Consider the following 14213-nt stretch of genomic DNA (forward strand, 5'->3'; position numbering starts at 1 on the left):
GGCCGCGGCACCAACTCGTGTGGAGTGATACAAACACGCCAACCAGGTCTCGGCATGGTGGGCAACAGTACGTGGACATCTGTCCATCCGTGCACAAAACGTCGCGCTCGCGATCGGTCGATCCGGTGGCGGACGCTTTCGCGACACCACGGCTCTCAAAGTGAGAGCCGAGGGCCTCGCCATGGACACCATTGTCGAGGGAACCTTGTTCGCGTGGGCCCGGACGAGTGTGGGTGATTGGCTTGCGAGCGTGTCGTTTTCGATACCCACGGGCAACAAGATGGGGCGGCTCGACCTCGATCGGCAGTGGGTCCCGGCCGACGCGGTCGCACCGATCGCATAGCGGGCACGGTATTGCGGTACTGACCGTGTACCGGCATACTGGGCGCATGACCGCCACACCCGACCTCGACTCCCTCACCGAACAACGACAACGCTCCCGCTTCTTCGTCCAGCACCTCACCTACCTAGCCGACAACTATGTCGACCAGGCCCTGGTCAAAACCGCACTCCTGAGCGGCCTCAGTCAATCCGAGACCGCGAAAGCGCTCGGCATGAGCAAAAAGACCGTCAACACACACGCCCGACGCCCCTGGGTGCCGACCGCAGCCGCAAAAGGAATCGACCTGCCCGACGCCACGCCGTTCTATCGCTACATCTTCGGATCGGACGACTCTGCAGCCGCCGCAATCGCCACTTGCAAACGATACGACCGCGAACGACTACACATCGAAACATACTGAGACGCAGCATCATCCGATCAGTCCACACCCGAACGGAGGATCGACCATGGCATCCGCAGACCGTTTCGCCATCGACTGGCTCGACAAAGCCCGATTCGCCCGCGCCTGCGACAAGCTGGGCGAACCCTGGCCCGCCTGGTCCACCGGTGAAGTCCTCGCCGTCGCCGTCCTCCTCCGCGACACAGCCACGCTCACGCGCCTCGGCTACACCGAAGTCGAAGCACACGACCGACTCCGGTACGACATCGGCAAACCCGACCTCGACACAACGGCGGAGTGGTTCGCCAACATTCGAGCCCGCCTCTAGCCGCGCCTGTTACCCGGCCGTCGAACCGCCCTCACGCCTGAGGGCCCGCTTCGCGGACGCCACACCACGTGCTCGCAGAAACGCACTCAACGTCACGCCTTCCGCCGCCGCAGCAGCCGACACCTCGCCATGCTCGGACTCGGTAAACCGCACCGGCACAACCCGATCCCTCGTCGGCTCCGTCGACTTCGGCCTACCGCGCTGACCCATGCTCACAATATTACCTGACTACGATAAATGGTTGCTCCGCACTATTTAATCGACTACAGTAAAGGGTGGACAGAGTCGGGGATCGACTGCAGTTGGCAATGATTCGGGGAACTCATGCAAAACAATTACGTCGCCACGTCGAGCGAGCAGTTCGTCGTCGTCCTCTCGTACCTGATGTGGGGATGCACCCTGCTCGGTCTCCTCGGCATGGCCTACGGCGCAGCCATGGTATTTCGACCTCAGTATTCAGGTGGTGGCGTCAGCAAGGCCCTACGGATCTGCGGTGGAGGGCTCCTCTTCGCCATCGCCGCCACCGCAGTCCGAGTGATGCTCTTTCCGGTGTCGACCGAGGAGGCGACGGACCTGCCGTCCGCGGACCCGCCCGCGATTCCGGCAGCCCCGGCACCGCCGACGGTCGATGCTGCCCGCGACGTTCCGATGGACTGGACTCCGCTGGTCTGGATCGTCGTGGTTGTGCTCGCTCTCGCATTGGCCGCGTACCTGATCGTTCGGACCCGCAGCCATGTCGTCGACCGCCGCAACGCCAAGAAGGCACTCGAAGCCGACTACGCCGCCGCCCACGCCGTCTACAGCGAGGTCGCGGACGCCTACGCCGCCTACCTGGCCGACCCGTACTCCATCTTCATCAGGCCCCTGCTCGACGACCTCACCGAGCCCCGCACCGCAGCCTTCATCGACGCCTTCGCCGCCATGAACGATGTCCGGCCCGAACAGTGCCCCGACACCGCAAAGCGCGTGCAGGCCTTCGCCGTCGCCGCGCAGAAAGCACGCACCGCCTGGCGCAGCGCCGACGGCTACGCCCGCACCATGGGCCTACGCGTGACCAGCGTCAAGGGCCAACGCACCGTGCGCCGGATCCGCAGCGCACTCGGTATCGCCCTCGACACCTCGGCCACCGGGCAGGAACGCGAGACAGCGCTACGCACCGTCGAGGAACTCGCGGCCGGCATCGTCACCATCCCCGACCGCATCTACGACAACGTCAAGATCGCCATAGAAACCACCACACGCAAACAACTCACCAGCTGACCCCAACCCGGCCCCGGTGGGGCCGACACCCAGCAATGTGTCGGCCCCACCTGGCAACATGACCCACCGACAACACAACGACGGACACAACTGTCGATCACGGCAGAACCCGATTCACGCCAAGGGGGCCAGATCAATGCTCATCACCGCCGGAATAGCGCTGATCTTCGCCGCAGCCGTCGCCAATCTCGCTTTTCGCACCAAGGACAAGACCACCCTGGCGAACTGGGCGTTCCTGCTCATGATCGTCGGCAACATCGTCACCATCGCAGGCCTCTGGACCCAGCTCGACGATCCCCACAACGTCGTGCACTGGATCATGAAAATCGGCGGCACCGCAGCAGTGGCCATCATCGCCGCCGGAGGTGTCCACGCGCTCCGCCGCACCGGCCCTGCCGCCTTGCTCGGCACACGACACGGAACCGCCGAACCCACATCAGGAGAACACGCATGAACCTGGTCAACACCACAGCCTTCATCGTGTTCGTCGTAACCGTCACCGGGTCCTACGCCGTTGGGGCCGTCTACGTACGCAAGCCGTCCCGAGTGTCGTTGCACAGCAACGCACTCGCCCTCATCGGCCTCGCCGTAGTCGCCGCCAGCGTCTTCGCCATCACCTACCCAGACGTCGCCTGGGGATGGAAAGCCGCCCTCATCGCCGTCTCCATCCTGTTCGGCTACCTGACCGCACGGCAGTTCAACAGCACCCGCGCCGAATACGACGCCAACCCGCAACGCAGCTTCACCCAAGCCACCTTCGACGACGACAGGAACCACCGATGACACTGCCCCACACACTCTGGATCGCAACCATCGACACCATCACATCAACTGCCTACGTCGCCATCTGGGCAATCCTGGTCACCACCGTCACCATCAGCAAACTCGTCCACTACTACCGCACCCGACCCACCCACGACACCACCAACCGCCGCCGAGCCATCCTCGGATGCATCGCGGCAGCAGGCGTCGCCGCGTTGTGGATCACCCTCAACCTGCCCGCCAAATTCATCTCAGTATTCGACCCCGACGACAACTACAGCCAAGTCCCCGTCATCGTCCTACTGGGGGCCATCGCCGTCGCAATGGCCGTCCCCGCCCTGCTCGCACGACAGCTCACCGACTCGATCACCGGCCGCTACAACTACGCCACCAGCGCCCAACAGTCGAGCCACACGCAGACCGCAGGCCACGATGACGCCGCAATCAACCGACGACGATAAGTGCGAGTGCGCACACGAATACGCAGGTCACTTCACCATAAAGTCGGACCCACCTCACAGCATCGAACCCACCACAAACCAACGATCGGGGAGAACGCAATGAACACACGCAAGCCATACGCATCCGTCGCACTCAGCGGAGTCATCTGCCTCGGCATCGCCGCCCTGCTGATCTGGTACTTCTACTCAGGCAACGACGACCCCAACAACAGCGCGATCCAACCGCAGATGCCCAGCCTCGGCACCTTTCTGATCAGCGTCGGCGCGGCGATCTCACTCATCCTTGTCGCCGTAGTGATCTGGGTGGAAGTCATCACCCCCTGGCGAGTAGAACGTGAGCACCGCAAGGGCCTCAACGGAAGCCACGAGACCATCGACCCCACGGGCGGCAACCGATGAACCCCTTCACCACCTTCCGTGACCACGCCAAGATCCGCCACGAATTCCTGTTCGACGACAGCGCAGACAACGCCGAACGTTACTTCGAATCCGCGGACGCGATGGGCCGGCTTCGGATCGGGCTCAACAGATTTGCCGCTGTTGTGGTGGGCATCCTCGGGGTGGCCGCAGCCGCGTACAACGTCAAGATGGGCTTCGACGGATCTGGCGTCAGCATCATCGAGCTCTTATTTCCCGCTCTTGCAGTGGCATTGGTGTTCGCTCTTGTCCGTATCGGCAACGAACTGGGCTCGAAAGGTACGAAAGAGGTCGTCGCCACCGCGAACAGGGCCAAGTTCATCGGCGATCAACGCCGAGCGAGCGCGTCCGACCACTGACCGCCCGACTCAACCAGGGGGGAACACACCGCACCCGACCCTACGAACTCGACTACTGGCGACCGACACCCAGCGAGAAGCCGACATGCCTGCAGCAATGCGCTACAACGTCATCAGACGCAAACACGCCATCACACGAAAAGCCCTCCGCTACTACAACATCAAGACCGCCGCAACGCTCGCCGCCGTCCTGACCCTCGGAAGCGGAGTCCTCACACCAGCTGTCGCCCAATGGTGCAAGGAGACCGTCGAACACGCCGACCCCGACAACCCCGCCTCGGCAGTCCTGGCCTTCACCGTCAGTCTCGGATTCGCCATCTTCACCCTCGCCAGCCTCGCAGCGCGACTCGCCACCATCGTCATCATCGTGACCGCTCTCGTAGCTGCAGTCGTCGGATACGCATACAACCGATTCGCCAAGGCAACCAGCCGCTGGCCCTACGACATTCCCCCGCTCGGAGTCGAAACTCTCCGCACCCGACACGGCAACGACATCCCCATCGACTACGACCCCCACACCGGCACCAGCACCGCCTACCACCCCAACGGCCAAATACTGCAACAAATCCAACACGACACCGACAAGAACCACCCACACCCATACTGACGCCCACCGCACACCCACCCAGGCAACACCGAAGAGCTACCGCGACACCCAGCGTCGTCACCCTCCGTCGCTCCCGCACAATCACCTCCCAGCCGTACCCCACTATCGCGCCGCCGTAGAGCACCAGCTCCGGCGGCGTTCTGCGTCCCACCACCAGAGGCCGGCACCGCTCACAGGCAGGCCCTAGCGGGCTACACGCACCCCTACGGGCTGCACCGAACCGAACTCCGCTGCGCTCCGCACTCAAAAGAGCGAAAAGAATCAATTTCTTTGACGTAGGTGGCTTCTCCGAGCATCCATCACCCGTGCCCGCCGCCTCAACCCCTCGCTCCGCTGCGCTACGGCCAAGGCTCCGAACACTTTTCGTCCCGCACTCGCTGCGCTCCCACGAAAACTGTCCGAGACGAGGGGTTGCCCCGTCGTTCCCGTGCGCTGGTTTCTCTCCCCAGCCACCACGGCAATAGAAATTGGCAGGGCAGCAGGTCCGGCCACCAGTCGAGAAGGAAGAGGCCCGTCATGCACAAGGACCACAACGCAGCAAGTGACGACAACACCACCGGGCTCTACGCAGGCACTCTCTGCGACTGCCGCGACTACAACTGCCCCGCAGGTGCCATCCCCGGACTCCCGTGCCTCCACGAAGACACACGCGGCGCTACCGACAACTCACCATGCGAAGACCACGACTGCCCCACCTGCTACGAGCACACCATCGACTGGTTCGACGTAGCCGTCACCGGCCAATCCATCACCGACAGAATCCGCCGCTTCCTACGACGCATTATTTGAATGCCATAGCCGCCAATATTGGCGGAGATACAGAAATTTCAGCAGTATTCGGAATGCGCAATTAGAAAACTGTGGAGCGACGTACAGCGCGGTCCGAATCACGTTACGCAGCAACCTAATAGAGAAAAATTGGGGTTAGAAAAGGATGGCACAGCGGGCCTTATTGAAGTAGAATGGAAGCCAACAGAAACAATTCTCACCAGGAGAAACCTATGTCGATCACCGTCTACACAAAACCGCAATGCGACCCCTGCAGCGCAACCAAAACAATGCTCGACAACAAGAAGGTGAGTTACCGAATCATCGACGTCACCGAAGATCCCGACGCCTACCGATTCATCACCGACGAACTCGGCTACCGACAGACCCCCGTCGTCTACGTCGACGAGAACAACCACTGGAGCGGGTTCCGGATCGACGCGCTGAAGAAGCTCGCCGCAGCCTGAAACGTACAAACCCACAAACCCATACACCCGCCGACACAGGAGAGACCCGCCATGCGACTCGTACCCGCCTACACACCGGACCCCGACTACATCGACCGACAGATCGACGCCGAACTGGCCGCAGAACACGACCGGACGCAGAACCCAATCGAGCAGTCCGACACCGACAAGATCGCATCATGACCACACTGAGCAGCGCGGACACCGACGTCGACGACTACACCCCGAGCCGGCCCACCCTCGCGCTGCGCAGGGCAGTGGAGGCCGTCGAAGAGCTCGACGACAGCCTCGAGGATGCATTGATGGTTCTCGGCCCCACGCAGAAGATCCTCCACGGACTCCGAGGCCGCACCACCGGACTCGTGCTGTCCCACGAGGACGCAGCGGCCACCGCCGAGCGCCTCGACGACGTCCGCACCACGCTCGAAGCGATACGCGCCGATCTCGCCCACACGCTCGACAACCACAACTTCTGACCGCCCAGACCACCGACACGAACGAGGCCCGCAATGACACCGCTACGCGCAGTCCCCACACCCGGCGACGACGCAGGCCAGGCGCACGCGGACCTCGCACCCGTCGAGCACGTCCTGCAGGTCCTCGCGGACGAAGTCGGCTACAACCCCGCCACCGACCCCGAAGCACTGCTGCTGTGCGCGCTGATGTGGAGCAACAACACCGGGGGAGTGTCCACCGAAGACCACCGCGTCGCGACCATCCTGACCGCCGACGACTTCGACAATCCCGCCTACCGGCGCATGTTCACCGTCATCGCCGACCTCATCACCGGAAGCCAGCCGTACGACCCGGCCAGCGTCACCGCCGCCCTCATGCGATCCGGAGCCGACGGAGCCAAAGACTCAGCCCTGCGACGACGCCTCAACGAAGTCATCACCACCGGAGCCGACGGACTGGCCGTCGCCCACTACGCCGGCATCGTCCTGTCCCAGAGCTACCGCCGCAGCATTCACACCGCCGGCCAAGCGATCATGCAGGGCGCCGAAGAACTGCCCGAGGAAGACCTGTTCGAGCAGATGCTCGACTACGGACGCCGCCAGCGAGCAGCGTTCAACCGGCTCAACGCTTTTCGGCAGCCCCGCCCATGACGATCGCCAGCCCGCCGCTACGGCCCCCGATGGTCTACTAAGGCGGCAAGACGCGACTGGCACCGTCCATCGCCGCGGCACTGCCCGAGCACGTGCACTACGTCGAACCGTACGCAGGATCACTGGCCGTCCTGCTCGCCAAGCAACCGAGCCGACTCGAAACGGTCAACGACCTCGACGGCGACATCGTGCACTTCTGGAAGATGCTGCGCGATCGCCCCCACGATCTCGCCCGCGCCTGCGCCCTCACCCCGCACTCACGTACCGAACGATCCGCAGCACTGCACCGACGCGGACCTCTCGACGACATCGAACGAGCACGCCGGATCTGGGTATGTCTGACCGAAGGGCGCACCGGCACCCTGCGCAACACCGGGTGGCGGCACGACACCGCCGACACCCCCACCACCTCGATGCCCCGACGGCTCGACGCCTACGTCGCCCGCATCGAAGCATCCGCGCAACGCCTGCGGCAGGTCTCTCTCGAGCACCGCGCCGCCGTCGACGTCATCGACGCCTACGGCACCGGTCGACGCACGCTCATCTACGCCGATCCGCCCTACGTCGGCGGAATCCGCGCGCGGAACTACCGAACCGAAATGGCGAGTACGGCAAAGCATCACGAACTTGCCGAACACGTGCGCGCCTGCAACGCCACCGTGGTGGTGTCCGGCTACGCGTGCGATCTGTACGACCGCGAGCTCTACCCCGACTGGTACCGCACCGAACTGGCCTCCCACACCAGCCAAGGCGGAACCTGGAAGGCGCGCACCGAAGTGCTGTGGTCCAACCGTCCACTCCGCACCCCGCCCGTTACGTGTAACGAAACGCAGCCCGTCACCGCCGAATGTAACGAAACTCGGTGCGCTGCTCTCGACTGCAGGATGGTGCTCACTCAACCCGTCACCGGACGACGTCGACGGTTCTGTTCGACCTCCTGCAGAGTCCGCTCCCATCGAGCCATCGCCGCGAACGACTGAGCACTTCGCCGGGGACCCTGAGGGCAAACAGAAGCCTTCCGAACGCCGAAGCCCCACACAGTCCAATGTGCGCCTGTGGGGCTTCGGTGCGTGAGGAACGGGCGTGGCAGTCACGCTCGGTGGTAGGTCCGCAAAAGCTGCGCGACAGAGAGTGCGGTGATCGGATGGTCGAGGCGCGACGCGACGGACTCGACGAACTCGAGGTCCGACGAATCCTCGATCGCCTCGAGCAGATTCAGAGACGCGGCATCGGCGAAATTCGGGCCCGACAGTCCGTTGATGATCGAGAGCAAGTCGGCGAACCGCGCCGCATTGGACGGGCGGATGCTGGCATGCATCATCTCGAACGCGGCCACCGCTTCGGGGGAACACAGTTCAGTGAGGACTGCCAGTTCCAGACTGTCGATCTCAGACAGTGCGGCGGTGGAGGATTCGGATGAACTCATGGTGTGGGTCCTTCGGTCGATACGTCACCGGTGGCCGGCGGCGCAGGGTGGACAAGATGCAATGGGGATACCGCGTGTCCGCTGGCCAGATCCAGCTGTATCCGCGCGGCCATGCGGTGTTGGTGTGCGAGGTAGGTCAGCAGCTCGGAGACGAGCAGTGCAGCACCGGCAGGGCCGCCGTACTGCTGAGCCCACTGTTCACCATCACGATCGGGGGAATGCAACAGTCGGTTCGGATCACTGAGAACCTCCTCGAGGATCTCCGCAGTGACACCGCACGCCCGAAACCGCTCGACAATTTCGGGGATCTCCTCGGACGTGCGGTGGCCCAGCAGCCCGACATACCAGCCGACCTCGATCACGTCGCTGCGCTCGGATCATCGATCATGCGCCTCAGCAGGCCCGTCATCGCTCACCGTCCGAGATCGTGTGCAGCGCGCGGTTGAGCGGATTGCACCGGTGAGGCCGCTTCGCGTGGGTGACTCGGCTGGCGATTGAGCACTGCCCGCAACGAGGGAGGAGTCGACGGTGCGGCGGGTTCGCCGGCAACTGGCGCGCGTGACCGACCCAGCGCCGCCGGGTCGTCCATCGGCGCGATGTCCGGACGTGGCTCGAACGACTGCATTCGCTTCTGCAGATCGTCCAGTTCGCCACTGAGCGCGGAGACATGGTCGCGGTCTCGCACCGTGTCCAGGGTTGCGATGTTCGCCCGAAGCGAGGCGATGCGATGACGCCGCTCGACTGCCTCACGCTCGTGCGCTGCGATCGGTGCCGCATGGCTGACGGTCAGTGTTTGGCTCCCGGGATCTGCGGTGACCGAACCGCCGACCCGTTCGGCGATCGCGGTGGCAATGCGCGTTGCGTCCGCTGTCGAGTACACCCCGACCACGGTCCGCGAATCGGGAATCGGCTCCGGACGGGTCGACTGCACTCGGACCTCACTCACGTCCTGGGCGGTAGGAGAAGCGTCGATCCGTGAGGGTGCCGAGTCGGCGAATCGAGCGATCACCTCGGCTACTGCGGCCGGGGCCGGCACCTGCGCCTTGCGCACACCCGCCGCGTACCCGGGTTCGCTGCTGAGCATCACCGCCAATTCGTTGGGTGTCCCGGTGAAGGGGAGCTCGGTGTGTGCACCGTCGCGCGCCCGAACGCTGACCGTGGCGGCGATACGGTCGATTTCCCTGCCGGCGGAGAGCATCGCGGCTTGGCTGACGGCGAAGGACGCAGCCGCTGTCCGCGACTGGAACTCGGCGCGAGCGAACACATGTCCGGGATCGTTGTGCTGATCGAGGGTCGCGACCTCGACCGTGATCAATTCGGAGCGGGTAGGGCGATTTCGTGGAGAAGTCATGAGGAGTGATCCTTTGTCGTCGTGCGCGCGTGTTCTCCCGAAGACGGCACGCGCGGAAGAAGTGCGAAAGTGTGTTGGTTCAGCCGGCGTCGACACGCCGGTTGGAACCGAGCGCGCGGAAACCTGTCGGTGGCGTGGTGTCTACTGGCCGCCACACGGGGCGACCCCCAGAACGAGAAGTGAGGTAATGATCGTGGTGATCGCGATAGTGGTCGGCATCGTCATCGTCGTTGCGGTGTTGCGCGCCGGCGTCACCGACGACGGCGGCTGGCGATTCGCACCGATGCGCGCCACGGGCATGGTGTTCGGAATGGGCTTCCGACTCGTGGCCGTGGTGGTCGGGATCCTGTTCGCCATGGCCGTGGCCGTCGTGGCCAGTGCTTTCAGCAGCCCACTGTGACCTCGCGCCCGGCCCCTGTGTCAGAACAGCGTGGGAGTACCGCTCTCCAATAGAGCTGCCTGTACCGCTGCGTCGTCCCAACCCGTGCGGACCGCGGCACGTAGCCGACGCGATCGAGCCGCACGCGCGGCTCGATCCGGCCCGTACCAAAGCCCGGGTTGGCGACGTCCACCGCCGCGTCCCTTCGCGGCCATGTCTCGCAGATTCTGCGACTGGTTCCCGTCGACGACGTGAAGCGGCTGTTGCTGCGCCTCGTCGAGCGTGACCCGAACGCAGATCGGGTTGTCGCACATGTGCAAGGCGTTCACCGTGTCGTCGATCGACCCACCGAGTTCGATCGCAAGCGCGTAGCGGTGCGGGCGAACCACCCGCTGCCGTCCATCGCGTGCAACCCAGAATCGGCCGTACCCGTCGTCGGCAATGGCTCCGATCCAGATCGCACACGAGGACCGATGCGGCCCGTGCACGATGTAGCTGCGGAACCGAGCTCGTTCGTCGGCGTCGCCCACTGCTAGCGGTCTCGGCACGAACTCCCCACCCACCTAACGCTTCCCGGCCGTTCGGCCTGTCGTGGACACGACGACCGCTGTGCGCCAACGACTTCTCGCCGCGAGCACGGCCCGCTGTCGAGGATCTCATGACCCGTCGCCCGCGCTATCCGGTGTAGGCCAGTGACTGTACGTCGGGAGCGTTGCCGGTGTGCCCGTGTTCGTTCTGCAGCTGGTGTTCCGGGGGAGTCGTACCCGGTTCGGTGGAGCCTTGTTCACCGGCGTTGGTCGACGCGGCGTCTTCGCTGGCGTTCAGGCTGATCCGAGGGCGCTTCGGTGTGGTGCTCGCACTGCGTTTGCGCGACTCCGACGTCTTACCGCCGGCGGCGGCAGCGATGACCGACGTCGGCACGGTGAGCCCGATGTCGCGGAGCTCGGCTGCAGTCCACCCGCCCGTCAGCGCTTCTTTCATGGCGGTGTGGACGGCCTTCTTGCTGGCCTCGACCGATTTCGTTGCTGCGCGTTTGGTGGCTTCGGCGGCTTTGATCGCGGCGTCGGCTTCGGCTCGTTGCTTGGCGGCGTTCTCCTCGGCGGTGCCGACTGCTTGCTGGGCAGTGACGATGGCTTCGGCCAAGGCGACACGTCCGCGAACGGCAGCCTCGGCTGCGGCGTAGATGGCGTCTGTGTTGATGGGGGTGGCACTCATGAGTTGCGGGCCTTTCAAGTCGCCCGAACCGTCGGCAACATCGGCGCGACGAGTTCGGTGGGTACACGAATCGGCGCTTGAAGGATCGACCCGCAACGGCATCCTCAGCGCCGCCGAGTCTACCCGGTCAAGGCCGCACACACACGAGTCGAACGACGGCATTCCTCCACGATCGAGGACAACGGAGCGCCGCACCGATATAGCGAGGTGCGCGACGGCAGGTAGCTACTCTCGCGGGTGCACCGTTGTTCGAGATCGGAAGGCCCCTGTAGATGACGCGCACAGACGAGACGTGGTTCCGCCTCCGAGAGTGGACGCAAGGCCAGACTCCATCGGAACGCCTCGCGGCGCACGTCCTCGACGCGGAGGGGTACGAGAACATCGACCCCTCACACCCGCTCGGCGGCAAGGACGGCGGCAAAGACGCCGTCGCCACCAAGGATGGAAAGAGCTGGATCATGGGTGTGTACTTCCCCAGAGGGCAGCAGACGTTCACCACGATCAAGAAGAAGTTCACCGACGATCTGACTGGTGCAAAGACGCACTCACCGTATGGCTTCGTCTTCGTCACCAACCAGGAGCTGACCTTGGGTGAACGAGCGGACCTGGAAGATCTCGGAGACGGAACCGCGGTTGAGCTCTACCACCTCGAGCGAATGACGGGTGTCATCGATCGGCCCAAGATGGCGCAGATCCGCAAGCAGTACCTCGACATCGAGGCCGGCCCACCGCCCATCGACGTATCACTGTCCATCGACGGCGCTGCCCGCTACTTCTCCAATGGCGACGCTGCGCGAGCGCACTTCACTTCCGCGGTCGGTGACAACGAGAGAAAGCAATTCGCCGAGGCCGACGAGGCTGCGCGAAAGGCATCGCCGTTCGGTGTCTCGCCCCACCTCTCGAGCTTGTTGGGAATCGACAGCGACTCACAGAGAGCAGACCTCAACAACCGTCTAAATCAGTGGTCCGAGGAAGTGCGAGAAGGCTGGGCCGACAGCGAGCAGTACCTGGCCGCAATCACGTGGCCGGGCATGCGACTGCGTCTACGAAACATTGAGAAGGTTTTTCTCAACGACGTTCAGGTCATCATCACGATCAAGGGCACGCAAGGTCTCGACTGGGAGGAGCGCGACGCCTTCGAGTTCAGCGAGTTCATCCCCCCCGTCTCGCCACCCGGAGAGCCATTGTTCGACTCCTTTCTTCGACCCCCGGTGATGGACTACAGCAAAGGCTTGCAACTTGCAGGCGCGCCCCTCGAGTGGGAGAACGTCGACGACGAGACGGTCGTCATCACAATCGATCTGCAACACCTCCGCCCCGACCAGACATGGACCAGCGACGACGAACTGCTGATCCTGCACGCGATCGATCACACCGCGTCCTCTCTGACCGCTGAGTGGACCGTGACCGCGCAAACCTACGGCGAGTCCTACAGCGGAGAGCCCATCGAGATTCCGGTTCAGGCCGAGACCATCGGTGAAAGCTACCGAGCGGCGGTCGCACAGTCCGATCAGACCTGACCGTCCACGTGCTCTCGTGCCGGGCAACCTAACGTCTCTGGGTTTCGCGGCGACGTTGCCTCGCGACCCGCATGCGGTGTGAGGGGTGCGTGTGCGACGGCCAGACGGTCGAACGAGGACCGTTGGCGGCGTACACGGCCAAGCACGCCGCAACACCGTCACTGCCGAACAGACGCGCCGCGACACCGTCCGCGTAGTACTCACGCGGCCAGCTCATCACCATGAGCGAGACCACGATGGCAACACCCATCGACGCAATGAACAAGGGGAACCACACCGAGCCGGCCAACCCGCCGTTGGCATCGCGCGTCGACGATACGAACGCGGCGGCGCAGCCACCGAGCAGGATCACCACCAGAACGACGTACGCCACGTAGTAGAGCCGGCGGGCGCGACGAAGCTTGGTCAAGTCCTCGCGGTGCCCCAGTTCGTGGGCCAGCAATGCCGACGACGGCAACGACCGCGGATCCGGCTCTGCACTGATCCACCCGTCCGTGACACCCAACGTGTCGGTGCCGTGGTGATAGCGAGCACCCATACCCAACGGACCGGGCAGGAACTCCACGGCCGGGGGAGTGGACTGACCGAGTAGCGCCGCAAGCTCACCGACACGAGCCACCCACACCTCGCGTTGCTCGGCAGTCGTCGCCGACTGCGGCACCGGCCGACGCACGGACCTCACCCGCCCCCGCGCTCGGTGCCATCGGCAGCCACACGCGAGACCAAGGCCCGCGCCGACTCGGCATCCAGGCCCACCATCTCCGCCGCCACGTCCAGGCCACCGACATGGGACTGCAACTCGATCAACGCCGCCACCATCGCCCGCTCCGCCGCGACCACTTGAGCGTGCGCTGCCAGAAACGATGCCACCGCCGGACGCGCCGACACGGCCGCATCGGCCACTTTCGCCGCCGCCGCCGCGCGGAGCTGAGTCCGTGTGGAAATCCGATCACCCGACCTACTCACCGCAGTCCCAACTCCAACCCAGACCTCGTCACGGCCTCACAGGCCCCCGCCAGCGCAGCCGTTCTCCTCGCCACACCATTTCACCTCACGAACCCAAGA

General features: G+C 64.3%; 26 protein-coding genes. 18 read left to right on the top strand and 8 right to left on the bottom strand.

Going from position 1 to position 14213, the window contains the following annotated elements; genetic code table 11:
* Positions 1-181 precede the first annotated feature (181 nt).
* The 3 genes from CH275_RS29710 to CH275_RS26720 are packed head-to-tail and all read left to right on the top strand — an operon-like array spanning position 182 to position 1050.
* Positions 182-343, top strand: a complete 162-nt coding sequence (locus CH275_RS29710) for a hypothetical protein (RefSeq protein ID WP_179276375.1) — start codon at positions 182-184, stop codon at positions 341-343.
* Positions 344-389: 46 nt separating this feature from the next.
* On the top strand, positions 390-743 hold the full coding sequence (locus CH275_RS26715) for a hypothetical protein (protein ID WP_094681183.1): 354 nt from the start codon (positions 390-392) through the stop codon (positions 741-743).
* Between the two features lie 46 nt (positions 744-789).
* Entirely contained in the window at positions 790-1050 is a 261-nt protein-coding gene (locus tag CH275_RS26720; protein WP_094681184.1) for a hypothetical protein, read from the top strand.
* 9 nt (positions 1051-1059) lie between these two features.
* Here CH275_RS26720 and CH275_RS30475 read toward each other — a convergent pair whose 3' ends face one another.
* Positions 1060-1260 (bottom strand): plasmid mobilization protein, encoded by a 201-nt coding sequence (locus CH275_RS30475; RefSeq protein WP_373453749.1) that lies wholly within the window; start codon positions 1258-1260, stop codon positions 1060-1062.
* A gap of 114 nt (positions 1261-1374) precedes the next feature.
* On the opposite strand from CH275_RS30475, the gene CH275_RS26730 reads away from it, so the two are divergent.
* The 13 genes from CH275_RS26730 (at position 1375) to CH275_RS26785 (ending at position 8237) form a co-directional block, all read left to right on the top strand.
* Positions 1375-2310, top strand: coding sequence for a hypothetical protein (locus CH275_RS26730; protein WP_094681186.1), 936 nt, complete (start codon positions 1375-1377; stop codon positions 2308-2310).
* Positions 2311-2446: 136 nt separating this feature from the next.
* On the top strand, positions 2447-2764 hold the full coding sequence (locus CH275_RS26735; RefSeq protein WP_094681187.1) for a hypothetical protein: 318 nt from the start codon (positions 2447-2449) through the stop codon (positions 2762-2764).
* Entirely contained in the window at positions 2761-3093 is a 333-nt protein-coding gene (locus CH275_RS26740) for a hypothetical protein (RefSeq protein ID WP_094681188.1), read from the top strand. Before CH275_RS26735 ends, CH275_RS26740 begins: the two co-directional genes overlap by 4 nt.
* Complete coding sequence (locus CH275_RS26745; protein WP_094681189.1) at positions 3090-3533, top strand: hypothetical protein; 444 nt, start codon at positions 3090-3092, stop codon at positions 3531-3533. Before CH275_RS26740 ends, CH275_RS26745 begins: the two co-directional genes overlap by 4 nt.
* A 99-nt stretch (positions 3534-3632) precedes the next feature.
* Positions 3633-3932: a hypothetical protein gene (locus CH275_RS26750; protein WP_094681190.1), complete on the top strand. Its 300-nt coding sequence runs from the start codon at positions 3633-3635 to the stop codon at positions 3930-3932.
* The gene (locus tag CH275_RS26755; RefSeq protein ID WP_094681191.1) at positions 3929-4309 is read left to right on the top strand and encodes a hypothetical protein; all 381 of its coding nucleotides are present in this window, start codon (positions 3929-3931) and stop codon (positions 4307-4309) included. The genes CH275_RS26750 and CH275_RS26755 overlap by 4 nt, the downstream gene beginning before the upstream one ends.
* Positions 4310-4394: 85 nt before the next feature.
* Positions 4395-4916: a hypothetical protein gene (locus CH275_RS26760; RefSeq protein ID WP_143546884.1), complete on the top strand. Its 522-nt coding sequence runs from the start codon at positions 4395-4397 to the stop codon at positions 4914-4916.
* Positions 4917-5432: 516 nt separating this feature from the next.
* On the top strand, positions 5433-5705 hold the full coding sequence (locus CH275_RS26765) for a hypothetical protein (protein ID WP_094681193.1): 273 nt from the start codon (positions 5433-5435) through the stop codon (positions 5703-5705).
* A gap of 212 nt (positions 5706-5917) precedes the next feature.
* On the top strand, positions 5918-6151 hold the full coding sequence (locus tag CH275_RS26770; RefSeq protein ID WP_094681194.1) for a glutaredoxin family protein: 234 nt from the start codon (positions 5918-5920) through the stop codon (positions 6149-6151).
* Positions 6152-6202: 51 nt separating this feature from the next.
* Entirely contained in the window at positions 6203-6334 is a 132-nt protein-coding gene (locus CH275_RS30225) for a hypothetical protein (protein WP_256991233.1), read from the top strand.
* Positions 6331-6627 (top strand): hypothetical protein, encoded by a 297-nt coding sequence (locus tag CH275_RS26775; RefSeq protein ID WP_094681195.1) that lies wholly within the window; start codon positions 6331-6333, stop codon positions 6625-6627. The genes CH275_RS30225 and CH275_RS26775 overlap by 4 nt, the downstream gene beginning before the upstream one ends.
* Before the next feature lie 33 nt (positions 6628-6660).
* On the top strand, positions 6661-7257 hold the full coding sequence (locus CH275_RS26780) for a DnaB-like helicase N-terminal domain-containing protein (protein ID WP_094681196.1): 597 nt from the start codon (positions 6661-6663) through the stop codon (positions 7255-7257).
* A 92-nt stretch (positions 7258-7349) separates the two neighbouring features.
* Positions 7350-8237, top strand: coding sequence for a DNA adenine methylase (locus tag CH275_RS26785; RefSeq protein ID WP_256991234.1), 888 nt, complete (start codon positions 7350-7352; stop codon positions 8235-8237).
* A gap of 110 nt (positions 8238-8347) precedes the next feature.
* Here the strand turns inward: CH275_RS26785 and CH275_RS26790 are convergent, their stop codons facing one another.
* Genes CH275_RS26790 through CH275_RS26800 form a run of 3 tightly spaced genes read right to left on the bottom strand, consistent with a single transcriptional unit; the run spans position 8348 to position 10034 of the window.
* Positions 8348-8683: a hypothetical protein gene (locus CH275_RS26790; RefSeq protein ID WP_094681197.1), complete on the bottom strand. Its 336-nt coding sequence runs from the start codon at positions 8681-8683 to the stop codon at positions 8348-8350.
* A complete protein-coding gene (locus CH275_RS26795) occupies positions 8680-9045 on the bottom strand; it encodes a hypothetical protein (protein ID WP_094681198.1) in 366 nt (121 codons plus the stop codon). The genes CH275_RS26790 and CH275_RS26795 overlap by 4 nt, the downstream gene beginning before the upstream one ends.
* Before the next feature lie 50 nt (positions 9046-9095).
* Positions 9096-10034 (bottom strand): methyltransferase, encoded by a 939-nt coding sequence (locus tag CH275_RS26800; RefSeq protein ID WP_143546885.1) that lies wholly within the window; start codon positions 10032-10034, stop codon positions 9096-9098.
* Between the two features lie 187 nt (positions 10035-10221).
* Between CH275_RS26800 and CH275_RS26805 the strand changes: the two genes are divergently transcribed.
* The gene (locus CH275_RS26805) at positions 10222-10434 is read left to right on the top strand and encodes a hypothetical protein (RefSeq protein ID WP_094681200.1); all 213 of its coding nucleotides are present in this window, start codon (positions 10222-10224) and stop codon (positions 10432-10434) included.
* A 20-nt stretch (positions 10435-10454) separates the two neighbouring features.
* On the opposite strand, the gene CH275_RS26810 is transcribed toward CH275_RS26805, so the two are convergent.
* Both CH275_RS26810 and CH275_RS26815 read right to left on the bottom strand, forming a co-directional pair.
* Positions 10455-10961, bottom strand: coding sequence for a hypothetical protein (locus tag CH275_RS26810; protein WP_179276376.1), 507 nt, complete (start codon positions 10959-10961; stop codon positions 10455-10457).
* 127 nt (positions 10962-11088) lie between these two features.
* Positions 11089-11628, bottom strand: a complete 540-nt coding sequence (locus CH275_RS26815) for a hypothetical protein (RefSeq protein WP_143546886.1) — start codon at positions 11626-11628, stop codon at positions 11089-11091.
* A gap of 272 nt (positions 11629-11900) precedes the next feature.
* Between CH275_RS26815 and CH275_RS26820 the strand changes: the two genes are divergently transcribed.
* Entirely contained in the window at positions 11901-13148 is a 1248-nt protein-coding gene (locus CH275_RS26820) for a putative nuclear RNA export factor SDE5 (RefSeq protein ID WP_094681203.1), read from the top strand.
* Positions 13149-13176: 28 nt separating this feature from the next.
* Here the strand turns inward: CH275_RS26820 and CH275_RS26825 are convergent, their stop codons facing one another.
* On the bottom strand, positions 13177-13821 hold the full coding sequence (locus tag CH275_RS26825) for a M48 family metalloprotease (RefSeq protein ID WP_143546887.1): 645 nt from the start codon (positions 13819-13821) through the stop codon (positions 13177-13179).
* 5 nt (positions 13822-13826) lie between these two features.
* Positions 13827-14114, bottom strand: coding sequence for a hypothetical protein (locus CH275_RS26830; RefSeq protein WP_143546888.1), 288 nt, complete (start codon positions 14112-14114; stop codon positions 13827-13829).
* Positions 14115-14213: the final 99 nt, after the last annotated feature.

It is taken from the genome of Rhodococcus sp. 06-235-1A, from assembly GCF_002258785.1.
In the GTDB taxonomy this organism is placed as follows: domain Bacteria; phylum Actinomycetota; class Actinomycetes; order Mycobacteriales; family Mycobacteriaceae; genus Rhodococcoides.